The organism is Pedobacter sp. MC2016-05 (assembly GCF_026239735.1).
Lineage (GTDB): Bacteria > Bacteroidota > Bacteroidia > Sphingobacteriales > Sphingobacteriaceae > Pedobacter.
This window is the reverse complement of sequence record NZ_JAPIVT010000021.1, coordinates 49249-72629: the sequence shown is the minus strand read 5'-3', so window position 1 is coordinate 72629 and position 23381 is coordinate 49249. Positions and strand designations below refer to the sequence as shown.

Genomic DNA, 23381 nt, shown 5'->3' with positions numbered 1-23381 from the left:
ATTAAATTTGTTTTAATAAAAATTGGAAAATAATTTCAACATAACATGAAAAAGATCTTAGTATTATTCGCTTTTGTTTTAGGTTTTGGTATCGCGGCAAATGCGCAGGCTAAACCAGCTGAATTTAAATTTGAATCTGAAACTCACGATTTCGGAAAAATCGCTTTAAATAAGCCTGTTACCTTTGATTTCAAATACACAAACGTGGGTGAAGAGCCGTTAATTATTTCAAAAGCAGAAGCAAGCTGTGGTTGCACAGTTCCAAAATACACAACTACACCTATTAAGAAAGGCGAATCAGGTGTAATCTCAGTTACTTTTAACGCAGCTGCAGGTCCATCACCGTTTTCAAAAGCAGTAACCATTTCTTCAAATGCTAAAACACCTATTAAAGTGCTTTATATTAAAGGTGAAACTGTTGCAGCTACATCTAAATAATATTTAAATTATAGTTAAAAGTCCCGATTTTCATCGGGACTTTTTTATTTTTGTATCATGCCAAAAATTTCACAAAAAGGCCTGCAGATGCCTGCTTCGCCAATTAGAAAATTAACTCCATTCGCAGATAGAGCAAAACAGGATGGAAAAAAAGTTTTTCACCTTAATATAGGCCAGCCAGATATCGAAACGCCTGAAGGAATGCTAAATGCTATAAAAAACATCGATTTTAATGTTTGGGCATATACCCCCTCAGAAGGTACATTGGCTTATCGTTTAAAATTAACGGAATATTATAATAAGCTAGGCTACAATATTACGCCAGAAAATATCCTAGTAACTGTTGGTGGCTCAGAAGCCATTACCATAGCCATGCAAACTTGCGTTAACGAGGGCGATGAAATCATTATTCCTGAACCCTTTTATGCAAATTACAATGGTTTTGCCTGCATGAGTAATGTGGTTGTAAAACCAATTTTATCATATATCGAAAATGGTTTTGCATTGCCCCCAATTGCCGAATTTGAGAAGCTAATCACAGAGAAGACTAAGGCGATTATCATTTGTAATCCTAACAATCCAACAGGATATTTATATTCGAGAGAAGAATTAGAAGCTTTAAAAACATTGTGTGTAAAATATGATTTGTTTCTATTCTCTGATGAAGCTTACCGCGAATTTTGCTATGATGGCCGGGAATTTATCTCGCCGATGCATCTGGATGGATTAGATGAAAATGTGGTGATTATGGATACAGTGTCTAAACGTTATAGCGCTTGCGGTGCTCGGTTAGGCTGTTTAATTACTAAAAACAAAGATGTTATTGCTTCGGGATTGAAATTTGCGCAAGCGAGATTAAGTCCAGGCATGGTTGAACAGATTGCTGGTGCAGCAGCTGTTGATACGCCTGATAGTTATTTTGAAAAAGTAAATACTGAATATACTTTACGTAGAGATACTTTAGTTAACCGTTTAAATAACATTGAAGGTGTTTTTTGCCCTAATCCAGGGGGTGCATTTTATGTGGTTGCAAAGTTTCCTATTGATGATGCCGACAAATTTTGTCAGTGGATTTTGGAAGATTTCAGTTATGAGAACCAAACCGTGATGATGGCACCAGCTACTGGCTTTTACTCTACACCCGGTTCTGGCAAAAATGAAGTTCGCATGGCCTACGTGTTAAATATTGCTGATTTAAATACAGCGATGGACTGCTTGGAAGTTGCGTTACAACAATATCCAGGAAGGAAAATATAATAGAAGCTAGATTAAACTAAAAAGGGGTTGTATCATAAATCAATTTCTCCCTGGATATTGTCACGTTGAGTTTATCGAAACGCTATTTAAACCAATTTTAACGAGTCCTTCGACAGGCTCAGGATGACATCTTCCGTCTATGATACAACCTCTTTGTTGTGGAGCCAGTATATTCCCTTCGCTGGCGCACGCGTGTCACGTGTGCATTTAAAATCTCAACACCAATTTTATTTCAGGTACTGACTAAGTACCTTTTTTAGTGCCTAAAATTGCATCTAATAATCTAAATTATTCAAATAAAAATAGCATTTTAAAACAAAAGACCCACATAACTTAATATGTGAGTCTTTTTTCGGTGGAGCCGAAGGGAGTCGAACCCTTGTCCAGTTGTGAGATAACTTATACCTTCTACATGCTTATTTTTCAATTGATTTTCGGGAAATAAACGGGCTGAAAACCGACCTTATTTAAATCCTTAGATGCTTTATCTCACTTCAAATCGCATCTCTTTGAAGCCAGCTTTGTTGTTTCGATGCCCCAGATTCTAACCCAACAATGCAGCAGTTAGAGGGACAAAAGCTAATTAGTTCTAAACTAAGCAGCTAAGGCGTAAGTATTTTCGCCAACTAAAATGTGAACGTTCTCTTTTAAGTGCTCTCCGTACAACGCACTGCATGCTAACATAACCTTCGCCACCCTGTCAAATCCAAGAACGGCCCCAGTTCGTTTTCAGTTGATAGTTCTCAATTATTTAACATAACATCAAACCAACTGTAAACAGGACTGCAAATATACAAAAAGCAAGCCAAATAGACACATAAGATAGCTGAAGAAAATATTTAATCTCAGATTTCTCCTAAATTTATTCATCAAATATTATTTCAATAAAACCTAAGCAGTAATTTCAGTCAAAACCTTCAGTCACTTTTTTGGTTAATTACTAAAAGAATAATTATGAAGGTAAGCTTTTCAGAAATATTTGATGTTGTCGAAGGCAGCATCAACCCAAAGGTGCCAGTAACATATAATGGCTCTGGTTTAAATCCCGGACAAAGTTTTGCATTGGACGAAACAGTTATGGGGGTAGATTTTTCTCAATATACCAATGGATATTTGGAAGTAATTAAAGAAGATGGAATTTACAATATTCAGTCATTCTATTAATGCCTTATAATTAAGATAAAATTATTAACACATGAAAGATTTTAGTTTTCACCACCGAAATCCATAGATGAGCCATTATTTATATAATAAGTTTGTTTAATTGTTGAAAACATCATCCCATAAGTAATCAAGGATGTATTACTTTTGCCTACAATGTTGTCCAACTATAAAATACTATATCTTTTTGAAAACGCTGAAACCCTGATCATGGAAGTTAAGCGTACTGATCTACCTGAAGGTACTGATATCGCACAGGTCTATCACTGGCTATACCTGGATAAGCTGACCTTTTCAATGGTTAAATTATGGTTTCGGTCGATGGATTCATCGGCAGAAATAGAGGAAAGATTTTTCGAGCAGGGTTATTTGAAATTTAGTAACACCGAAGCAACTTTTATTGAGAAGTATAATTCATCTCAACATAAATTAATTAATTATACTCATCATCCCCTATCAAAGGATACCCATCATTTAATTGAAGATTATTTTAAACAGCCTAGTTAATGCTGATTTTTTTAAAATAAAAAAGCCCCTCAATCCTGAAAGGGCTTTTTTTGTTGTCTATCCCTATATTCTAGGAATAACAAAATTAACTAACATGATTAATAATTTTGAGGTATGAATAAACTGAACAGAATTATTTATTTCTTGAAATGATTTAAAGTTTCTGCCTTCTACTATAGGCTAAACTTAACAACGAAAGCGCATTTTCTACATCAGTTTGGTTTTTAATATAAAGACTTACCCAACCCGATTTTGCAAAAATGTGATGCTCTCGTGCAATTCCATCGGCAATAAGTGCCTTTTTTGTCTGTACACTAAAACGTATGTCAAGAATACCATTGCTGTGCAAATGTCCTAATTCTTTTTGCTGATAGTTAAATTGCGTACCGCCGAATTTGTGTAAAGAGATAGACGTACCGTCCCAATTCAATACTTCTTCTTCGATTTCGTCGAACCAAGAAAGCATTTGCGGATTTGAAATGCATATCCATATTTTTATTAAACTATCGTAAATCAAACCGAATAACGGGACAGATTTTAAAAAATCTAAATATTTTACAACAAAGCGAAATATCATTTCTCGCTCAATAGTTTGATATGATCCATAACTCTTAAATGAACATTCCTGGTAATGCTTTCTGCCCAAATATCATAATACCATATTGGAAAGACATGAAGTCTATACCAACTATTCCCGATAAGTGTTGTGGTTCCATCGCCATTGTCTTTTAAAATAAATTGTCCTTTATCAATATCGATATGCCCCATAATCTCTGGATCTTGAGGTTGATTGACAATATCAAAAGTTAGGTTTTTATTCACTTCAAAAGCAACTATTTTCTCATCGAATGTATATCCATTGCTAAAAATACATTTTCTACCGGCGCCAAGTTTATTTGCGGTAACTGTGGTTTGCATCGGACTCGGCATGCCTAGCTTGAATAACCAATATTGATTTGGCTGCTTAATTTTTTCAAATGCAATAACATTTTTCCATATTTTATCTGGCGTTGCTTTAATGATGATCTCGTCTGAAACCATATTCTCATAATGGTGATCGGATACCGAATCGGCAATAAAAATGAATAAAAGAAGCGAAACGAAGCTGATGTTCATTTTCTGGCCACGTCTTTTAAACATCACCTTTCCAATAAATGCTCCGGTAACTACAAATGCAAATATTAACGGAGATACAATTATCAAACAAATTGTACCTTCTCCAAGAAAAAAATAGCTTAGTAATATTGCGATAAAACCATTTAAAATAGAATTCCATATCAAGGTTTTGTTAGATAATTTATAGTCTTTCCAAAACCAGGCGCTCATAATTCCCATTAGCATTGGTAGAATAATAAATTCGGAAAATACCAATACACCCCCACTGGATGGGTTAAGCATCTTATTATTACCGATGATAGATAGGATGATTAGGTTCGGAATGACGAAACCTAAAATCTTTTTATTTGATTGATTCATTGCGTTAATCTTTAAACAAACATAAATTAATATCTCAAACTTTCAAAATATACTGAAAATAAAATATTAATTACAACTAATTCAAGAAAAGCAATAACTAGTTGCGCACTTACTCAATGCCTTTCACCGTAGTCTCTATCTTGTAAAGGGATTTTGATGCGGTGATGAATAAGATATTTTTGTTTTTTCCTCCAAAACAAAGATTACCACACCATTCTTCGGGGATGTCAATATGACCAATCTGTTCGCCAGTTGGCTTGTAGATATTCACGCCTTTTCCTGTTACAAAGATATTTCCGTTGCTATCTAGCGTCATACCATCAGAATTTTGATTGATGATAACTTCTCTATTACTTAAAGAAGCATCAGCATTAATTTTATATCGATAGGTTTTATTGGCAGCCATATCAGCAACGTACAGGAATTTCCCATCGGGTGTTCCAACTATTCCATTTGGTTTTTGTAAATCATCTGCAACAATGATGGCAATTTTCTTGCCTTTTGGAAGATAATAAACGCGTTGCTTTTCGAGTTCTGGTTTTTGCCTTTTCCAGTAATTGCGTTGATAATAGGGATCGGTAAAGTAAATTCCTCCCTTGTTATCCAGCCAAATGTCATTCGGTCCGTTAACTTTTTTACCCTCAAAATCGGAAAATAAAACCGTTATTTTTTTGTTTTTATCGATAGACCAGATTTCATTATTTTCATCAGCACAAACAATCAGGTTTCCTTTTTTATCAAAATAAGTGCCGTTAGCTCTCCCCGATTTATCCATAAATAAACTCAGTTTTCCATTCGTATCATATTTCCATATCTTATCATTAGGCTGATCGGTAAAAAAAACATTTCCTTGTTTATCTACTGAGGCACCCTCGGTAAATTTGAACTGAGAAGAAATAAGTTTTAGACTATCCTGAACAAAGATTGGCTTTGGAGATTGTGCATATGAAAATGAGGTGACTAAGATGAGATAAGAGAAGGAAAAATATTTTTTCATGGGTTGATATTTGGTTGGGCAAAGTGGGGATTTATCTATTGCGATGCAAGTAAAAATGTTGTGTAATTATTTTGCACTGTCATTCTGAGCGCAGTAAAGAATCCCTAGCCAATTCGTCACAAAAAACATAAATGAAGAACCTCTTTTAATTGATTCTGCGTTTCATCGCTTACAGATTCTTCATTTCATCCAGAATGACAGAAAAGGGAAAAATAAATTGCCATACTAGAGTCTGCCTGCCCAAAGAAGGTGCCCAAGGAAGGCTTTAATGTTGCAATAGCCGGTACGCTAGTTAACTTACTCGTTTTCCTTTGAGTAACATATCAAGCGCATCATTAAGGGTTCCAGCCTTCTGCACTTCGCCTTCGTTTACAAAGTAAATTTCATCGGCGTTTTCGATGGTATTTAAGCGGTGCGCAATGATTACCAACGTAGTTTCCTTTGATAATTTTGCTAGAATGCTTCCCAGCAGTTGTTCGGTAATAGTATCGATATTTGCAGTGGCTTCGTCTAAAATTAACAATTCCGGGTTGCGTAAAACTGCCCTCATAAAGGCAATTAATTGTTTTTGTCCTAAACTAATACTATCAGCGCCAGAAGTAATTGGTGTATTTAATCCTTCATCAAAAATAGCCAAAAGGGCATCCAGGTTTGCATCATGAATAATTTTTTTCAGTTCATCATCACTCACTTGTTGGTATTGGCTATTGCCATAAAGGATATTGTCTTTCACGGTTCCGGTGAACAAAAACGGCTCTTGCAATATGAAACCTATTTTTTTAGTACGTTCTTCTGCAGTAAACGAACGAATATCTTTGCCATTAAGTAACACTGTTCCCTTTGTGGCATCGTATAAGCGTGAAATTAATGAAGCAGTAGTTGTTTTTCCACCTCCTGTGGGTCCGATTAAAGCATAAGTTTTACCTTTCTCGAATTTCAAATTGATGTTATGCAAAATCTCTTTCGAATCATCGTAAGAGAAATGAACATTCTTAAATTCCAACAAAGCATCAGATGTAGTGGCTTTTGAATCTTCAACCTGACCTAAATTTGTTTGTAAAAACAGGATCTGCGAAACCCTATCCCAGCTTGCCATTGCTACCTGGAAACTAGTCCAAAGTGCGGCTAACTGCCTTAAAGGGTTATAAAAGTTAGTGCAGTAAGAGAGGTAACTTACCAGTAAACCCAAGGAAAAATGACCAAAAGAAATTAGATAAATACCAAATAGCAAAACAATTAATTGTGCCGAGCTAGAGAGTAAGCCATAAACTGGAACAAAAATATTATTGGCTAATCCGGCTCCAATAGCTGTTTTGTAATTCTCTTTATTTGCCTCGTCAAAACGTTTTCTAAAATAATCGCGACGGTTAAAAGCAATAATAACCTTGAAATTGTTTAAGCTTTCCTGAATTTCGGCACTTAAACCGCCAACACTTTTTAAGTTTTTAGCATTTTTATTTTTCACCCATGGAGACAAAGCCATGGTAAAAATAACGATAAGAACTGCTGGCGAAAGCGCTGCAGCACCCAGTTCAAAATGAATGGACAAAAGGAAAACACCGGCACCAATCATGGTGATAATGCTGCTTACAAACTGCATTAACGATTGCGAGAAAAACTGATTAAGCTTGTCGGTATCGCTGTTCACCCTCGAAATTAAATCGCCAGCCTTGTTCTCATTAAAAAACGAAACTGGTAATTCCTGGAGTTTATTAAAAATAGCATTACGCAGCGTAAATAGCATCCTCTGCCCAATTCCACCCATTAATTTCGTCTGCGTATAGCCGGTAACCATGGCAATAAGATACATTACCAATAAAATTCCACCAAAAACCAACACACCATGAAATTGCTTGGTCCTGATGTACGCATCGATAGTATGTCCAACCAAAAGCGGTCCGAGCAGTAACAATCCTGAGTTTACTAAAATGGCAATCAAAGCCAACCAAAGATTTTTATGCTCGCCAGAAATGAATTGGAGCAATCTTTTAAGCGCCTGATAGGTGGATTGCTTTTCCTGCTGTGATTGCAGCTGGTTAAGATTGTATTTCATAATTACTGGTGCTCTGTTGTGAATTATAAATTTGAACATACTCAGGACTGGTTTTTAGCAGTTCCTGATGGGTTCCTGACGCGATAATTTCGCCTTGCATTAGCAGAATAACTTGATCGTAATTTTCGACGGAGGCTATCTTTTGAGTAACGGATAACAAGGTTATACCGGGATAATTTTGTTGGATATTTTCTAAAATCCGTTTTTCGGTGTTGGTATCTACCCTGGCGGTAAAATCATCAAGCAATAAAATTTTCGGATTTACCGCCAATGCCCTAGCTAACATGATACGCTGCTTTTGCCCACCAGAAAGGCTATTGCCCCGCTCGGAAACGATGGTATTCAACTTCTCTGGAAGACTTTCTATAAAATCTTTCAGTTCGGCAGTTTGAATTGCTTTTGCCAAAGATTCATCGGTTACGGTATCGCTGAAAGCAATATTTTCGCGAATACTCATATTAAACATAATACTATCCTGAAAGACAAAACCAACCTGTTTATGGAAATTCTCCTGATCATATTGATTCAGGTCCTTGTCATCAAACAGTATTTCCCCAGAGTTTGGAGTAATTAATCCTGTTAAGATGTATAGCAATTGTGTTTTCCCTGCAGCTGTCGGCCCTATTACAGCAGTTCTCGAACCTGCCTTGGCACTGAATGAAATCGCTTTCAGGATTGGTTTTTGTCCGATGGTTAGCGAAATGTTTTTGGCTTCTACATTACCGATAATCGGTGCTGTTAACAAACCCGGATGCTTAATTTCTGGCGCATTTAAAACACCTTCAATGCGTTGATAGGAAGCTGTTGCCTGAGCAATTACATTACTCATAAAACCAATTACCAAAATAGGAAAAATGATGAGCGCTAAATAGCTGTTGAAGGCTGCAAACTCACCCAAACTCATGCTATTGGCAATCACGAAGTGCCCACCCAGTACTAAAATGGTCAAGCCAGATAAGTTGGCCACGAAAACGATAATAGGAATTAAACCTGCAAATAAACGAAGAATGGATAAGCCTAAATCTCTGGCTTTTGCATTTGCATCGAGAAATTTATTATACTCGAGTTGCTGCGAATTAATTACCCGAATAAGCGCCGAGCCTAAAATACTTTCGCTAATGACCTTGTTTAGCCAATCGATTACCTCGCGACTTTTGATAAACAATACCCTCACCTTTTTTAGTACAAAAAAGAAAGCGCCGCCAATAATAGGTACAATCGCAATAACGCAAAGGGCAAGCTTCCAATTAATCATCAGTAGTAAAATACTGGCACCAACAATTAAAAATATTGATGAGGCAAGCGAAACAATGGCCTGAGAAACAAACATCTTGATCGAATCGGCATCGGAAGTAAGGTTTGTAAGCAATTTTGAAGGATTTGCCTGAAGAATATAAGCATGACTCTGACGCGAAATCTGGTCGGAAAGTTTAGTTCTCAGATCTCTTGCCACCTTCTCAGAGGCATACGTTTGTACAATACTTTGCAAGTAGGTGAAGATAAAAACCAGCACAATTGCCAGGGCAAATTGAAGTAATATCGAATTTAAATTAAACGTGTTGTTGGTGTAAGAATCGATTCCTTGAGCGATAATTTTCGGTAGCAATAAATTAATTCCATTACTTAACAATGCGAATAAGATCAGCAGAAAAATTAAGCCTTTGTATGATGCAAGCAAACTAAAAACACTCGGTTTTTTAGCCTCTTTGGGTTTTGCCATGTTGGATACGAACTTTTGTAAAATTCAAATTTAACCCAATTATCTGAATAGATGTTATGTTTAATTTAAATTATTGAAGTTAACCTGGTAACCCAATCTACCTTTATTCTCGCAAATGCGGGAATCTTGTAAGGCAGAACGGCATCGCTTTGCTCCATCCTTTGTTACTAAACGGGATGGCAGCAATATCCTTTTTGAGAGTTGACAACTTTAATAGCGCTGTAGAAAGAAATTGGTCAAAACTCTTTTTACAAAAAGATTTAGCGAACAGCCCGGCTGCAATTCCCGATGAAGTACTTCAGCACCTTTCCAAATAATTTTTAAAACATAATACAAGCAAACATTGCTACCTTTACGGCACAACCATTGAAGAAAATGGTTTCCATATTATGATTGAAATAGGAAAATATAACGAATTAAGGGTTTTAAGCAAAACAGAGGCTGGTTTAAACCTAACAGACGGCGATAAATTGGTTATTCTGCCATACCAATATGTACCAAAAGGCTTGGAAATTGGCGACAATGTAAACGTTTTTGTTTATATCCAAAAGGATGGTCGCCTTACAGGAACTACCCAGAAAGCTTATGCCGAAGTAGGCGATTTTGCTTTTCTAAAAGTTGTTTCGGATGGAGAAGATGGCACTTATATCGATTTGGGTATTGATAAGGATGTTTATGTACCGACCAAAGAACAAAAACGGCCGATGCAAAAAGGCTATAAATATGTGGTTTATTTATATTTAGATGAAAATAACGAACGCCTTTTGGCTTCGTCAAAATTATACGATTTTGTTGAGGAGGAAGATTTCGATTTCGAAGAGGGCGATGAAGTGAGCTTGTTAATTACTGAAGAAACAGATTTGGGTTTCAACGCGATTATTAATAACACTTACATTGGCTTACTGTACCATAATGAAGTTTTTGATAATATTCAGGTTGGAGAGCAGCGTAAAGGCTGGATCAAAAAGATCCGTGTAGAGGGCAAAATAGATTTGACTTTACAACCGAGCGGATATGGTCATATTCTGGATTCGAAAGAAATGATTTTAGCCGAATTAAAGAAAAATGGCGGTATCATTGAACTGGGCGATAAGAGTTCTCCCGAAGAAATTTACCACTGTTTCCAGATCAGCAAAAGTGCTTTTAAGAAAACGATTGGTTCACTTTATAAAGAGCGTTTAATTGTACTTTCTGATGATTCGATTCGGTTACTAACTGACGATGATGCAGAATAAATAGACTTTTCGCCACAGATTTGCAGAATATTTTTTCTTCATCAATTGAGATAATCTGCGAATCTGCGGCAGAGTTTAATTCAAATTAAACTTATCATTCTGGATTTTTACCATGTTTGATGCCGAGATAATCGACACAATCATAATTCCGATAAAAACGGCCAGAATACCTTGAAAGGTTGAATAGATTTTCGTTCCTGAAACAAAGATTTTAGAATCCCTAATCAGTTCATCGCCCACTTTCGACTGGATTTTAATTAGGGCCGAAAGTTTTGTTAGCGTTTGAGCAGTGGCACTTCTCCCAATTGACTCGTAGATTTGTTTTCGTTCATTACCTGTAAGCGCAAGCATCTTACTTTCCAATTGCTCTTGAATATTTAGCGCAATTTTTAAATCTTTAAGAAAAGCTTTTTCTTGTTTTACCAGTAAGGTTAATTCGTATTTATTGATAACGGAATCGATTTTTTGATTGTGTTTTTTAATCTGTAACTGGTTATTTAAGGAATGACTTTCATTGTTTACCAAAGCATCCTGGAGAATGGTATTTTTATGGTAAAGATTTTCCGCAACAAAGTATAAATCGGTCGCTGGCACCAATCTGTCGTTATACATTGAGATGAAAGATTCGTTAATTTTATCTACACTTTTATCTTCCAAAAACCGAATGAGCAAAGTGCAGCACATAATGCAAAACAATAAGAAAGCTATCTTCAGTTTGTTTTTAAGGCTAAATGCGAATTTCATAGTATAGATTTGGTTAGCGAGTCAAGGTAAGAATTAAAGCGTAATAACTGCAAAAGATATCATTTCTAACCATAAGAACAATTAATCTACTATGTTCTTGAATGTCTGTTATGTTAATATTTTAATCTGCTATAACGGTAATTCTCTCTGTGTTTATCTTGTCCATCCGTGGTTAATATTTTATTAGGGCAAGTAAATCTGTGCAATCATCATCTAAAAATAATCTTCCTGTGCAGTTTTCGCAAAAAGCTGTGGCGCAAAATTAACCAAATATAACTCCTTTTTGGCCCTGGTTACCGCCGTATACAACCAGCGCAGGAAATCCAAATCAATCATTTCTTCTGTCAAATAGCCCTGGTCGGCAAAAACAGCATCCCATTGGCCACCCTGAGCTTTATGACAAGTAACCGCATAGGCAAACTTAATCTGCAAAGCGTTGTAAAACGGATCGGCCTTGATAGCCAGCATCCGCTCCCTTTTATTTGCTATATGTTCATAATCTTCATTCAAACCATCAAAAAGTTTTTTATTTTGCTCATAAGGTAGATTTGCTGACTCGAGATTCAACGTATCCAGCATCACTTTACAACTTATTTGCCCAGCAGCAGAGAAATCCATAAATTCTAACGTGGCATCGGCAAAGCGAAAACCGTAACGCTCTTCTTCTCCCCTTACTCTAATTACTTTGGCCATGTCGCCGTTGGCAATAAAAGCTGTCTCCTCGTTTTCAGGAAGCCAGAAATAATTGTTCCTAACCACCATAATCTGGTCACCACCGGTCAATTCCTCTTCGCGATACAACAACCTGGCCCTGATTTGCTGATTGTAAACATTTGCAGATTTATTCGAGCGGCAAACCACCAGCGTATTTTCCATTCCAAATTTTCGGTAAGCATATTCCAAGCCTTCAACCAACCGGGCGCCTGCCATGTTGTAAATATCTTTATAATTCTTCGTTAAAAATTTTGGCAAAGGATTTTCAGGATTTTTAGAAATCTGGTTCCTCAACATGGTTGCATTGGCTAAAATGCCCGATTTTTTTTCCTGTCGAACCACTTCCTTCAATTCCACTGAAGTGACTGTCAATGCAAATTTATCTTTCAAATATTGCTCGTTTAAAGCAGGACTTTCCAAACTTCCAACAGGGGGCAATTGTGCCGTATCACCCACAAAAAGCAGGAAACAGTTTTTGGTATTGTACACAAACTCGAGTAAATCTCTCAAAATCGAAGAACCTGTTTCATTGAATTCATCAGCGATCATTGAGGCCTCATCGATAATAAAAAGAGTATTCTCTGATAGATTTGGCGCCAGTTGAAACTGCATTTCAGGTGATGCTGCTGAACGTTTTCTGTAAATTCTTTTATGGATGGTTAAGGCTTTGCGATAAGAATACTGGCTCATTACTTTGGCTGCCCGCCCGGTTGGAGCCAATAATTCACTCCTCAAATTAAACTTCGCCAATACTTTTACCAACGCGGCCACGGAGGTCGTTTTACCGGTTCCGGCATAACCCTTCAACACAAAACACCTGTACTCATCGTCCTCCTGCAGAAATTTCGACATCCGCTCGCAAAAAAGCAACTGTTCTTTTGTCGGCGTGTGTGCATAAGCTTGGGCAATGAGTTCACTTTTATCGAGGTACATGGATTGTTGAATGGTTCTACTTTAAAATTGTTTTAAGCAGCGTTTGTTTTAATAATTTGGAAAGCAATAGTTTTGCTAATCAGTTGCTGCAGTCCGTCTTTCCCTGCCCGTCCGGCAGGCGGGCGCTGTATCTTTTAAAAACTGCTGTCATGCTGAGGCACGAAGCATCCCTGCCTACCGCAGGCAGGTGTTTCATCGTTTGCAGATTCTTCGTGCCTCAGAATGACTATGTAAACGATTTGCTGCAATTTAAAAAGATGCCGCTGCAATACGGTTTAGGTGGCAAATATAGAGGTATTTTTAATGTTAGTCCCGGCGAAATGGAAAAAGCCAAAACATTAACTTAAATAGAAAAATTGCCGGCTTGAACTAAATGGATTAAGATTGCTTCATACCTCTCAATGACGACTTTTCACTTACAACAACAACGTTTCAATCCGATGTGCCATCACCATATTCTGCTGCTTACTCCAGCTAAAAATAGTAAAATGTCCATCCTGCGAGGCCACTAAACCAATCGCCTGCGGTTGATCATTAACAAACTGTGCGACCGAAAAATGCCTGGTTCCTCCCAATTGCCCAGGATACAAAATTGCATCTTCACCCCCAACAATTGGTTCCGAAAAAGCAATTTGTTCTACGGTGGGTTTACCCTTCGCCCGGCCAATCTTTGCGCCAAAAGCAATCAAATCGAAATCCTCGTTAATGATAGTAGCACCATCAACCGCGGTTAATCCAGCTAAATGTTCCACTTCCCGACGCAAGGCGCCTTGAGAAAAAATTTCCGTTTGATTTCCACCTTGTTTAGCCAGATTTGATAGACCACAAAACGGTGGTTCAACCAGATATTGTATAGGATGAATGATTGACTCCTGCCACTTGGTATCGTTTTTAGGTACAATTAGCAGTGCGCCGCCCCTTCCGTGGCTCCGCATCGAAACCGAAAATTGGATCAAAATATTAATCGGATCGTTCCAACTAGCCAATACGGTTAAATCCAATAATGCTTTCAAAATCGGTGGGCAATCACGGTTAGAACAAGATGTATCATCTACAATTCTAATCTGCTCGCCTTTTAATACGGCAACGTTGGTGTACTTGCCTATTCCGTAAATTCTGCGGTGCTTAATAACGATGAGTCCTGGCTCCGAAACATCAACAACGAAACAGAAATTAGGTATATTTAAAGTTGTTCCCCAAATATAAAGTTCGCCATCCTCCTCCCACACACCAAGGTGAATACCCGAACGTTCTACACCAGGCGCAACCTTAGTTATGGTATTCGCATTAAGTTGTAGTGGCTTAGCAAATTTTAAAGGTTTGGAGGTTTGCGATGGGGGTAGAAAAGCAATAGAAATACGTGGCGAATGTCCTTCTTCTTTTCTTAAGCTACTCCAAAAAGCGACATCAATCAATGCCTCGATGATTTTTCGATTTGGCTGGGTGGCCAGATCGAGCTCACCTTGGGCAGCTGCATTTGCATGCAGTTTAACAAAATGTTGCTCAATTTTAGCCGAAACAGTATTGGCAGCTTTATAAGTAGGCTTGTAACTCATGTTCCGAATTTAGGTTGAATATTTCAGATTCTAAATAAGCGAAAGGTTTGATTTTGGTAAAAAGATTTACGAGGATTTTAACCGCGAAGAGTGTAAAGATTTTGTTAACCACAAAAGCCGCAAGAAACACGAAGTTGGGTGCAGCGTATAAGGTAAAATTTTGAGTAAAGTATTTGCCGCAGGAACACCGAAGTCACGGAATGGAAAACAGATAGTAAATTTTCGCGTAAATCTGTGTTTTCGTGGCAAAACTAAGCATCATGTCATCCCGAATTAAATTTAGAAATAACGACCGCCTAAAACCCAGCAAGTTTGCGCCCCTTGCGAAAAACTTAGCGAGCTTTGCGGTTAATCCTTAAAAAACTCTATTTTTGTTTCAATGAGTAAAAACAGTCTTTTATTAGTCGATCCGAATATTAAAACTGATGCCTCGGTAAACTGCCATTTATTGTTAAAAATAACGAATGACAGCTTTTCTTATGCGGTGATTAACAAAGATTCTGATGAGGTTAGTATTATTTTTGATAAACAAGGCTGCGAAGATTTGGAAAAAGATTTGAAATCTGCCTTTGAAACTGATGTTTATCTATCTCAAAACTATGGTGCGATAAAGGCTGCTATTCATACCTCAAATTTCATTTTTATTCCTGACGAATGGTTGGATGCTGCTGATCTATCGGTTTACTCCAAATTTTTAGGTGGTGACGGCAAAATTTACACCAAACACCATAATGAATTAGGCTTCAATACACTTTTCTCATTGGATGAAAAAGTGGAGAAAAAACTTCCTGAAAACACAAAATTTTATCCTCAGTCTTCCCCCTTATTAGCTTTGTTTAGTCATTTATCAGCTGATGCTTTATTGATTGATTTTACGGCATCTTCATTCAATGTGCTTCTTGTAAAAGACAAGAAGGTCAATTTTCAAAGTCACTACGAAGCGGAGAATCCGGAAGAGTTTAATTACTTTTTATTATTGATTATAGAGCAATTGGGTTTAACGGACGCTATTCCGGTTTACTTGCAGGGCATCATCAACGAAGACGACGATTATTACAATACACTTCTAAAATATTTTAATAACCTTTACTTTTTTCTTCCCGCAGGAAAACAAAACAGTGAATTGTTGGCCGATATGCCTAAACACTATTTTAGCGGATTACTTGCTTTAGATTTATGCGAATAATTGGAGGCAAACTAAAGGGGATTCGTTTGCAGCCTCCTGCAAATCTACCCGTTCGCCCAACAACGGATATGGCCAAAGAGGCTCTTTTCAATATTTTAAATAATCAGTTTGATTTTGAAAGCTGTACCATTTTGGATTTATTCAGTGGTACGGGAAACCTGACATTTGAATTTGCTTCCCGCAATGCAGAAAAGATTTTAGCAATCGACATGGATTACGGTTGCGTAAACTGGGTAAAATCTACTGCAAAAAAGTACGAATTCAATCAAATTGAAGTACGCAAAGGAGATGTCTTCAAATTGCTGAATCAAATGACGGGTTCGTACGATATCATCTTTGCTGACCCACCGTATAACATGCCGAACATTCCCCAAATACCTGTGTTGGTTGCATCGCAAAAGCTACTTAAGCCTGATGGACTTTTGGTTGTGGAACATCAAAGTAATATGAAACTAAATAGCCAGCCTGGTTACACCGAAACCAGAAAATATGGAAATTCTTCTTTCAGTTTTTTTGAGTTTAGTTAATTTTCGCAAAGAGCACAAAGGTTTTAACTGATTACTTAAATGGTCTTCATTGCGAGGCACGAAGCAATCTTTTTTTTAGGAATGTATATATTCGGATTAAGATTGCTTCGTACCTCGCAATGACGTGATTGTGAAAAGGTTTGTGCTCTACCCTTTTTCCTTTCGGCTTAAAAATCTATATTTGAAATATGAAGATAGCGCTATTTCCAGGTTCTTTTGACCCCATTACCATCGCTCACGTTAACATTTTGCAACGTGCTACTCCCCTTTTTGATAAGATTGTAATCGGCATTGGTTTAAATAGTTCCAAGCAAAATTTTCTTACTGCTGAGCAGCGACTTCAAATTTTAGAAACAGTTTTTGCGGGTTATCAAAACATAGAAATCCAAACTTACGAAGGTTTAACTGTAGATTTTTGCCGCAAAATAAATGCAACTTATATGGTTCGTGGTATTCGCTCTGCTTCAGATTTTGAATACGAAAGAGCGATTGCTCAAATTAATCAAACCATGATGCCCGAAGTAGAAACCATTCTACTTTTGAGTAAACCAGAATACTCAGCCATCAGCTCTACTATCGTCCGCGATATTTTAAGAAATCATGGCGATGTAAGTCCATTTGTACCCAAAGAGGCTTTAGGTTTTTTATAGCCCTTTTGGCAAATCAATTTTCTGATAAAAAAAATGTAACGTTTTCGAAAATCCGCTACCAATGGAGTAAATAAATATAAATGAAAACTCGATTGGTGGATTTTCCTGTGATGAAAAGTTTCTTGAATTCGTCACTAATTCTGGTCATTAAGTAAATATCGAATGCCATTAATGAAGGAAACTGAAACGACATTTCTGACCCTGATTAATCAGCATAAAGCGATTATACATAAAGTTTCGAAAATGTATATGAACGATGTAGAGTTGCAACGCGATCTTTTTCAAGAAATAGTAATGCAGCTGTGGAAAGCTTACCCATCTTTTAAAGGGAACAGCAAATTTTCCACTTGGATGTATCGTGTTGCATTAAACACTGCTCTGGTTTACTTTAAAAAGGACAATAGAAAAGTAGATAAAACACCTCTTGATGAAAACATCGACATTGTTGATATAAATGAAAGTGAATTAAAAGAAGAAAAACTGGCTTACTTATATAAGGCAGTTCAAGAATTAAATGCTGTAGAAAAGGCTTTGATATTTCTTTTCCTTGAAAACCAATCACACAGAGAAATTGCCGAAAACCTTGGAATAACAGAAGTTAATGCAAGGGTAAAGCTCAATAGAACCAAAGAAAAATTACAATTCATCATAAAGAAGAATGGCTATGAATTTTGACGATTTGAAAAACGACTGGAATGCTGAAAGCTCATCAGAACCTAATGTCTCAGCGGATATGCTTAAAATAAAACAAGCCCGAACTCCTGTTGATATCATCAGAAGAAAAATGAAACACGAATTTACTTACCAGATTGTTGCTTTGATTTTAATGGCTGCATTCCCTTACTTATTCGGTTTTTCTCCCCATATGAAATTAATTTTCCTAGCTTTTTTTGCGATAACGTGTGGTTTCACGGCTCATTATTTTTTTAAATTTTACCGATTTTACAAAAACTCATGCGATATGACTATGGATAGTAGAAAAAGTATTCTTTGGTTTTTCTATGAGATGAAACTGAATATAGAGCTATACAAAGCACTGACATATATTATTGCTTTTATATGGGTAGGTTTTATATCTGTTTATTTACTTATCGAAAAAACTGGTGCAATAAACAAAGTTCTAGCCAAGCTTTCACCATCCTACATACTTTTAAATTGTTTTATAACCATTGTAATTATTGGAGTAATTACTGAATTATGGGCATGGTACTACTATGGAAGATATTTGAAACGTGTTAAAACTATAGTTGATGAGCTGGATTTTGAGTAAATATTAGTTTAATGAGAATTGGTCGTTTTCTTTAACCGATCGTTATGCTGAATTTACGCCTGCGCTCGTTTCTAACAAGCGCATAAATAACAAAGCGATTTAATCGCTAATTACAAAATCCCTCCAGCCCTCAACACGTCCATAATGGAAGGAAAAGTATTTTTCACTACCGGACCAAGATGGTTTTTATCAAGCCAAACGGCCTCGTCTATCCCCTCTTCCTTTTGAGGAACCAACTTTGGCTCGCCTTTTACAGTCATTCGATACCAGTTGGTTTTCTTGATCACCATTTTTGAACCATAAGGATAAACATGGTAAGTTTTACAAAGCTTTTCTTCTCGTTTAGCCACTTTAATTCCGCATTCCTCCTCCACTTCCCTTACCGCTGTTTCCTTCATATTTTCACCCTCCTCCAGCTTTCCTTTTGGCAAATCCCACTTTTTATTCCTAAAAATAAAGAGATAATTCCCGTTAACGCTTTCTACCAACCCGCCGGCAGCTTTTATAATTTCGCAGTTCTTTTTAAGCTTCCTGAATGTTTCCTGAGGGTTTTTGGTTAAGAAGATGTAGCTTTTTTTAGACCCATTTTTTAATTTTTTGTAAAATGTCTGCAAATCAAAATCCTGAAATTCAAGCTGTTGAATTTTTTCTTTTTGTTCCGGTAAAACATCTGATATAAAGAGGGTGTTATCGTTAATATAAATTCTGTATTTTTGGGCCATGTATAATAAAAGTGATATTGAACTAAAGGTAGCGGAATTTTTATTACAAATAAAGGCAATTAAATTACAACCTAATAATCCTTTTACCTGGGCATCTGGTTGGAAGTCGCCAATTTATTGCGATAACCGAATTACGTTATCTCATCCACAGGTGAGAACGTACATACGCCAGAAATTAGCACAGGCCATCCAAGAAGAATTTGGTTCGGTAGATGTTATTGCTGGAGTAGCAACCGCTGGAATTCCACAAGGCGTTTTAGTAGCTCAAGAGTTGGGATTACCTTTTATTTATGTTAGAGCTAAAGCAAAAGAACACGGTACAGGAAGCTTAATTGAAGGTGAAGTGGTAGAAGGGCAACGAGTAGTGGTAATTGAAGATCTTATTTCTACAGGAAAAAGCAGTCTACAAGCCGTGGATGCATTGAGAAGCGCAGGTTTATCAGTTGCTGGTTTAGCTGCAATTTTCACATACGGATTTGAAAAAGCAGATGAAAATTTTGCTGCCGCTAAATGTCGTTCCCTAACTTTATCTAACTATGCTGCCTTAATTGATTATGCTGCCGAGCACAGCATCATCGCCAAAAGCGACATGGAGTTATTAGGAAAATGGCGCTTAAACCCATCAGAGTGGGGACAAGTTATCAGTCCTGAGTCTTAAATCCAGAGTTCGCAGTATTTAAAATTAACCTATAAAAATATATAATGACGATTATTGAAAGCGCTGTAGAGGTAAGTAAGCCCGTTGCGGAAGTTTATGCTTTTCTCTCAAACATGAATAACCATCAACAATTGATGCCCGAAAATATTTATAACTGGGAATCTACAGAAGACGAAGCTCGTTTCACCATTCAAAACATGGCAAAATTAGCGATCGCCATTTCTAATCGTGTTGAAAACCAGGAATTAACAGCAATTCCCACTGAAAAAGCACCTTTTGAGGTGGAATTAAAATGGACAGTTGCCGATAATGGAAATGGCACTACCACTGCAAAACACATCATCTCTGCAGATTTGAATATGATGATGAAAATGTTGGCTTCTGGTCCACTTCAAAAATTGGTCGATCATCAGACACAGAAATTAAAAGAAATTTTGGGGTAAAATATCGCTAATTGCCAAACTAATTAAATGAGCCTAAAAACATTAATAGGCCAAAACATAGCGAAAAGCATCTGTTGACCAAAAACGCAGATGCTTTTTTGTGCGTTTAGGTTTCTTTGATACATGCAGTACTCTGCCCACCTAAACCTTATTGAAATGGAAAGCGCCCGATTTTTCATCGGGACTTTTAATGGAAAGAAGGGCTACAATTGCCAAGAACCACTTACTTATGTTTCCAAATCATTTAAACTATTTAACAAGACAAAATTTCAGCACAAATGTTTTATAATCAGTAAATTAGTCATTATAACTTGAATCAGACAGACAAAATTTCCGATTGCAAAATCAAATTTGCTGTGGCATTTGTTTTGATTAAAACGGTTATATGAACTTCAACAACTTTACAATAAAAGCCCAGGAAGCAATTCAACAGGCTTCTGAAATAGCCCAAGGTAACCAGCAACAGGCTATTGAAACGGCACACCTGCTTAAAGGTTTGCTTACTGTTGATGAAAACGTGGTTTCTTATGTTTTGAAGAAACTAAACGTGAACCTTACTTTACTCAACCAAAATCTAGATGCAGAGATTGCAAGATTCCCGAAAGTTAGCGGAAGCAATGTCTATCTGTCATCAAATACAAATAGTGTTCTGCAAAAGGCACAAACATTTTTAAAAGAATTTAAAGATGAATTTGTATCGGTAGAGCACCTCCTGTTAGGAATTTTGGCAGTGAATGACAGTACATCCAAATTATTAAAAGAGCAAGGTGCTAACGAAAAAGACCTTAAAAAAGCCATTACTGAACTCCGTGGTGATAACCGCGTAACTGACCAAAATGCTGAGGCTACTTATCAGGCTTTAGGCAAATATGCCCGTAATTTAAATGAGTATGCCGAAAGCGGAAAGCTCGATCCGGTAATTGGCCGTGATGAAGAGATCCGTCGGGTGATTCAAATATTATCTCGAAGAACAAAGAATAATCCAATTTTAATTGGTGAGCCTGGTGTGGGTAAAACGGCAATCGCCGAAGGAATTGCTTTCAGAATTATAAAAGGTGATGTGCCTGAAAATTTGAAAAGCAAAACCGTTTATTCCCTTGATATGGGCGCATTAATTGCTGGAGCAAAATACAAAGGTGAATTTGAAGAGCGATTAAAAGCGGTAGTGAAAGAGGTAACACAAAGCGATGGTGACATCATTTTATTTATCGACGAAATTCACACCCTCGTTGGTGCAGGCGGCGGAGAAGGTGCTATGGACGCTGCTAACATCTTAAAACCTGCGTTAGCTCGTGGCGAATTAAGGGCAATTGGTGCCACCACTTTGGATGAATATCAAAAATATTTAGAAAAAGATAAAGCCTTGGAACGCCGTTTTCAAAAGGTGATGGTAGAGGAACCTGACACACAGGATGCAATTTCTATTCTTCGTGGTTTGAAAGAACGCTATGAAACCCACCACAAGGTGCGGATTAAAGATGAGGCGATTATCGCTGCAGTAGAAATGAGCCAGCGTTATATTTCTGATCGTTTCTTGCCAGATAAAGCCATCGATTTAATGGATGAAGCGGCTTCAAAATTACGCATGGAAATGGACAGTGTTCCAGAAAATGTAGATGCTTTGGATCGCGAAATTATGCGACTTGAAATTGAACGTGAGGCGATCAAACGCGAAAAAGATGACCGTAAAGTTCAAGATCTATCAGAAGAAATTGCCAATTTATCTGCTGAACGCGATGAACTGAAAGCAAAATGGCAGGGAGAAAAAGACCTTGTTGATGCGGTAAATAATCAGTTAGAACAGATTGAGCATTATAAATTAGAGGCTGAACAGGCCGAACGTGCCGGAGACTATGGCAAAGTTGCCGAAATCCGTTACGGAAAAATTAAAGAAGCGCAGGATCAGGTAGAAAAGCTGAAAGCCGATTTGGAAAACCAGCAAACAGATAGCCGGATGCTAAAAGAGGAAGTAACTGCTGACGATATTGCAGGCGTGGTAGGTAGATGGACAGGCATTCCGGTTACCAAGTTAATTGCTAGCGAAAGGGAGAAATTATTGAACCTCGAACACGAATTGCACCAGCGGGTAGCCGGACAGGATGAGGCTATAGAAGCCATTTCTGATGCGATTCGCCGCTCGCGTGCGGGTTTGCAAGACAAGCGCAAACCAATTGGTTCGTTTATTTTCCTGGGTACAACCGGGGTAGGTAAAACAGAGTTGGCCAAGGCCTTGGCAGATTTTTTATTTAACGATGAAAATGCCTTAACCCGGATCGACATGAGTGAATACCAGGAGCGCCACGCTGTTTCCCGCTTAATTGGTGCGCCTCCAGGATATGTAGGCTACGATGAAGGTGGGCAATTAACCGAAGCTGTTCGGCGTAAACCTTATTCGGTTGTATTGCTTGATGAGATTGAAAAAGCGCATCCGGATGTGTTTAACATCTTATTGCAGGTATTAGATGATGGCCGTTTAACTGATAATAAAGGCAGAACGGTGAATTTTAAAAATACAATCATCATCATGACATCGAATATTGGAGCGCACTTAATCCAAGATAATTTCAAAAATCTAACTGATGAAAACCGGGATGAGGTAATTGCAAAAACTAAAAACGAATTGTTCGAGGTATTGAAACAAACCATCAGGCCGGAGTTTCTAAATAGAATTGATGAATTAATCATGTTTACGCCGTTGAATCGCAATGAACTTAGAGATATTGTGGCTTTGCAATTTAAACATGTACAGCAAACACTTGCGGAAATGGGAATTGAAATGGATGCAAGTGAGGAAGCACTTGATTGGTTGGCACAGCTTGGTTACGATCCGCAGTTTGGTGCCCGACCACTGAAAAGAGTTATTCAAAAAAGAATCCTGAATGAGTTATCGAAGGAAATATTAGCCGGTAAGATCGATAAAGACAGTAAAATTAAGTTAGATATGTTTGATCACAATTTTGTGTTCCTGAACCAGAAACAAGATTAAATATTATATCGGTAAATGAAATCCCGCAGATTAATTTCTGCGGGATTTTTTTTGATTACGCCCATAACAATGCATTTTAATGTTCGCAGTTAAGCGAAGGATGACTATCGTTAATACCTGGTCTTCAATTTTTCTTCTTCTTTAGGCC

General features: G+C 37.3%; 23 protein-coding genes and 1 other RNA gene. 14 read left to right on the top strand and 10 right to left on the bottom strand.

Annotated features, from left to right (window positions below):
* Positions 1–45 precede the first annotated feature (45 nt).
* Both OQZ33_RS20600 and OQZ33_RS20595 read left to right on the top strand, forming a co-directional pair.
* The gene (locus tag OQZ33_RS20600; RefSeq protein WP_056850381.1) at positions 46–438 is read left to right on the top strand and encodes a DUF1573 domain-containing protein; all 393 of its coding nucleotides are present in this window, start codon (positions 46–48) and stop codon (positions 436–438) included.
* A gap of 57 nt (positions 439–495) precedes the next feature.
* Positions 496–1695 (top strand): pyridoxal phosphate-dependent aminotransferase, encoded by a 1200-nt coding sequence (locus OQZ33_RS20595; protein ID WP_265801291.1) that lies wholly within the window; start codon positions 496–498, stop codon positions 1693–1695.
* A gap of 353 nt (positions 1696–2048) precedes the next feature.
* On the opposite strand, the gene ssrA is transcribed toward OQZ33_RS20595, so the two are convergent.
* Positions 2049–2415: a transfer-messenger RNA gene (ssrA, locus tag OQZ33_RS20590) on the bottom strand.
* A gap of 234 nt (positions 2416–2649) precedes the next feature.
* On the opposite strand from ssrA, the gene OQZ33_RS20585 reads away from it, so the two are divergent.
* Both OQZ33_RS20585 and OQZ33_RS20580 read left to right on the top strand, forming a co-directional pair.
* Positions 2650–2859 carry a hypothetical protein gene (locus tag OQZ33_RS20585; RefSeq protein ID WP_265801289.1) on the top strand — a complete coding sequence of 70 codons (210 nt, stop codon included), beginning with the start codon at positions 2650–2652 and terminating at the stop codon, positions 2857–2859.
* Between the two features lie 207 nt (positions 2860–3066).
* Positions 3067–3363, top strand: a complete 297-nt coding sequence (locus OQZ33_RS20580) for a hypothetical protein (RefSeq protein ID WP_265801287.1) — start codon at positions 3067–3069, stop codon at positions 3361–3363.
* A gap of 154 nt (positions 3364–3517) precedes the next feature.
* Here OQZ33_RS20580 and OQZ33_RS20575 read toward each other — a convergent pair whose 3' ends face one another.
* The 5 genes from OQZ33_RS20575 to OQZ33_RS20555 all read right to left on the bottom strand — a co-directional run bounded on the left by OQZ33_RS20575 (position 3518) and on the right by OQZ33_RS20555 (position 9609).
* Complete coding sequence (locus OQZ33_RS20575) at positions 3518–3940, bottom strand: luciferase family protein (RefSeq protein ID WP_265801286.1); 423 nt, start codon at positions 3938–3940, stop codon at positions 3518–3520.
* The gene (locus tag OQZ33_RS20570) at positions 3937–4839 is read right to left on the bottom strand and encodes a hypothetical protein (protein ID WP_265801285.1); all 903 of its coding nucleotides are present in this window, start codon (positions 4837–4839) and stop codon (positions 3937–3939) included. The genes OQZ33_RS20575 and OQZ33_RS20570 overlap by 4 nt, the downstream gene beginning before the upstream one ends.
* Before the next feature lie 109 nt (positions 4840–4948).
* Entirely contained in the window at positions 4949–5836 is an 888-nt protein-coding gene (locus OQZ33_RS20565; RefSeq protein ID WP_265801284.1) for an SMP-30/gluconolactonase/LRE family protein, read from the bottom strand.
* 292 nt (positions 5837–6128) lie between these two features.
* The gene (locus OQZ33_RS20560; protein WP_265801283.1) at positions 6129–7928 is read right to left on the bottom strand and encodes an ABC transporter ATP-binding protein; all 1800 of its coding nucleotides are present in this window, start codon (positions 7926–7928) and stop codon (positions 6129–6131) included.
* Positions 7873–9609 (bottom strand): ABC transporter ATP-binding protein, encoded by a 1737-nt coding sequence (locus OQZ33_RS20555; protein ID WP_265801280.1) that lies wholly within the window; start codon positions 9607–9609, stop codon positions 7873–7875. Before OQZ33_RS20555 ends, OQZ33_RS20560 begins: the two co-directional genes overlap by 56 nt.
* Positions 9610–9998: 389 nt before the next feature.
* Between OQZ33_RS20555 and OQZ33_RS20550 the strand changes: the two genes are divergently transcribed.
* Positions 9999–10844, top strand: coding sequence for a S1 RNA-binding domain-containing protein (locus OQZ33_RS20550; RefSeq protein ID WP_265801279.1), 846 nt, complete (start codon positions 9999–10001; stop codon positions 10842–10844).
* Positions 10845–10919: 75 nt separating this feature from the next.
* Here the strand turns inward: OQZ33_RS20550 and OQZ33_RS20545 are convergent, their stop codons facing one another.
* Both OQZ33_RS20545 and OQZ33_RS20540 read right to left on the bottom strand, forming a co-directional pair.
* A complete protein-coding gene (locus OQZ33_RS20545; protein ID WP_265801278.1) occupies positions 10920–11588 on the bottom strand; it encodes an MCP four helix bundle domain-containing protein in 669 nt (222 codons plus the stop codon).
* A gap of 213 nt (positions 11589–11801) precedes the next feature.
* The gene (locus tag OQZ33_RS20540; protein WP_265801277.1) at positions 11802–13235 is read right to left on the bottom strand and encodes an ATP-dependent DNA helicase; all 1434 of its coding nucleotides are present in this window, start codon (positions 13233–13235) and stop codon (positions 11802–11804) included.
* 149 nt (positions 13236–13384) lie between these two features.
* On the opposite strand from OQZ33_RS20540, the gene OQZ33_RS20535 reads away from it, so the two are divergent.
* The gene (locus OQZ33_RS20535) at positions 13385–13582 is read left to right on the top strand and encodes a hypothetical protein (protein ID WP_265801275.1); all 198 of its coding nucleotides are present in this window, start codon (positions 13385–13387) and stop codon (positions 13580–13582) included.
* Between the two features lie 69 nt (positions 13583–13651).
* On the opposite strand, the gene OQZ33_RS20530 is transcribed toward OQZ33_RS20535, so the two are convergent.
* The gene (locus OQZ33_RS20530; RefSeq protein ID WP_265801273.1) at positions 13652–14791 is read right to left on the bottom strand and encodes a putative sensor domain DACNV-containing protein; all 1140 of its coding nucleotides are present in this window, start codon (positions 14789–14791) and stop codon (positions 13652–13654) included.
* Between the two features lie 379 nt (positions 14792–15170).
* Between OQZ33_RS20530 and OQZ33_RS20525 the strand changes: the two genes are divergently transcribed.
* From OQZ33_RS20525 to OQZ33_RS20505, 5 genes are all read left to right on the top strand, one after another.
* Entirely contained in the window at positions 15171–15977 is an 807-nt protein-coding gene (locus OQZ33_RS20525) for a DUF3822 family protein (protein WP_265801272.1), read from the top strand.
* Positions 15968–16504, top strand: a complete 537-nt coding sequence (gene rsmD / locus OQZ33_RS20520) for a 16S rRNA (guanine(966)-N(2))-methyltransferase RsmD (RefSeq protein ID WP_265801271.1) — start codon at positions 15968–15970, stop codon at positions 16502–16504. The genes OQZ33_RS20525 and rsmD overlap by 10 nt, the downstream gene beginning before the upstream one ends.
* Positions 16505–16692: 188 nt before the next feature.
* Positions 16693–17154, top strand: a complete 462-nt coding sequence (gene coaD / locus OQZ33_RS20515; protein ID WP_056850396.1) for a pantetheine-phosphate adenylyltransferase — start codon at positions 16693–16695, stop codon at positions 17152–17154.
* A gap of 171 nt (positions 17155–17325) precedes the next feature.
* The gene (locus OQZ33_RS20510) at positions 17326–17829 is read left to right on the top strand and encodes an RNA polymerase sigma factor (RefSeq protein ID WP_265801270.1); all 504 of its coding nucleotides are present in this window, start codon (positions 17326–17328) and stop codon (positions 17827–17829) included.
* On the top strand, positions 17819–18424 hold the full coding sequence (locus tag OQZ33_RS20505; protein WP_265801269.1) for a hypothetical protein: 606 nt from the start codon (positions 17819–17821) through the stop codon (positions 18422–18424). The genes OQZ33_RS20510 and OQZ33_RS20505 overlap by 11 nt, the downstream gene beginning before the upstream one ends.
* Positions 18425–18534: 110 nt before the next feature.
* Here the strand turns inward: OQZ33_RS20505 and OQZ33_RS20500 are convergent, their stop codons facing one another.
* Complete coding sequence (locus OQZ33_RS20500; protein WP_056851230.1) at positions 18535–19146, bottom strand: NUDIX hydrolase; 612 nt, start codon at positions 19144–19146, stop codon at positions 18535–18537.
* On the opposite strand from OQZ33_RS20500, the gene pyrE reads away from it, so the two are divergent.
* The 3 genes from pyrE (at position 19145) to clpB (ending at position 23233) form a co-directional block, all read left to right on the top strand.
* Positions 19145–19804 carry an orotate phosphoribosyltransferase gene (gene pyrE / locus OQZ33_RS20495; RefSeq protein ID WP_265801266.1) on the top strand — a complete coding sequence of 220 codons (660 nt, stop codon included), beginning with the start codon at positions 19145–19147 and terminating at the stop codon, positions 19802–19804. The genes OQZ33_RS20500 and pyrE overlap by 2 nt on opposite strands.
* A 44-nt stretch (positions 19805–19848) precedes the next feature.
* Positions 19849–20247 carry an SRPBCC family protein gene (locus OQZ33_RS20490; protein WP_265801264.1) on the top strand — a complete coding sequence of 133 codons (399 nt, stop codon included), beginning with the start codon at positions 19849–19851 and terminating at the stop codon, positions 20245–20247.
* Positions 20248–20632: 385 nt separating this feature from the next.
* Complete coding sequence (clpB, locus tag OQZ33_RS20485) at positions 20633–23233, top strand: ATP-dependent chaperone ClpB (protein WP_265801262.1); 2601 nt, start codon at positions 20633–20635, stop codon at positions 23231–23233.
* Positions 23234–23381: the final 148 nt, after the last annotated feature.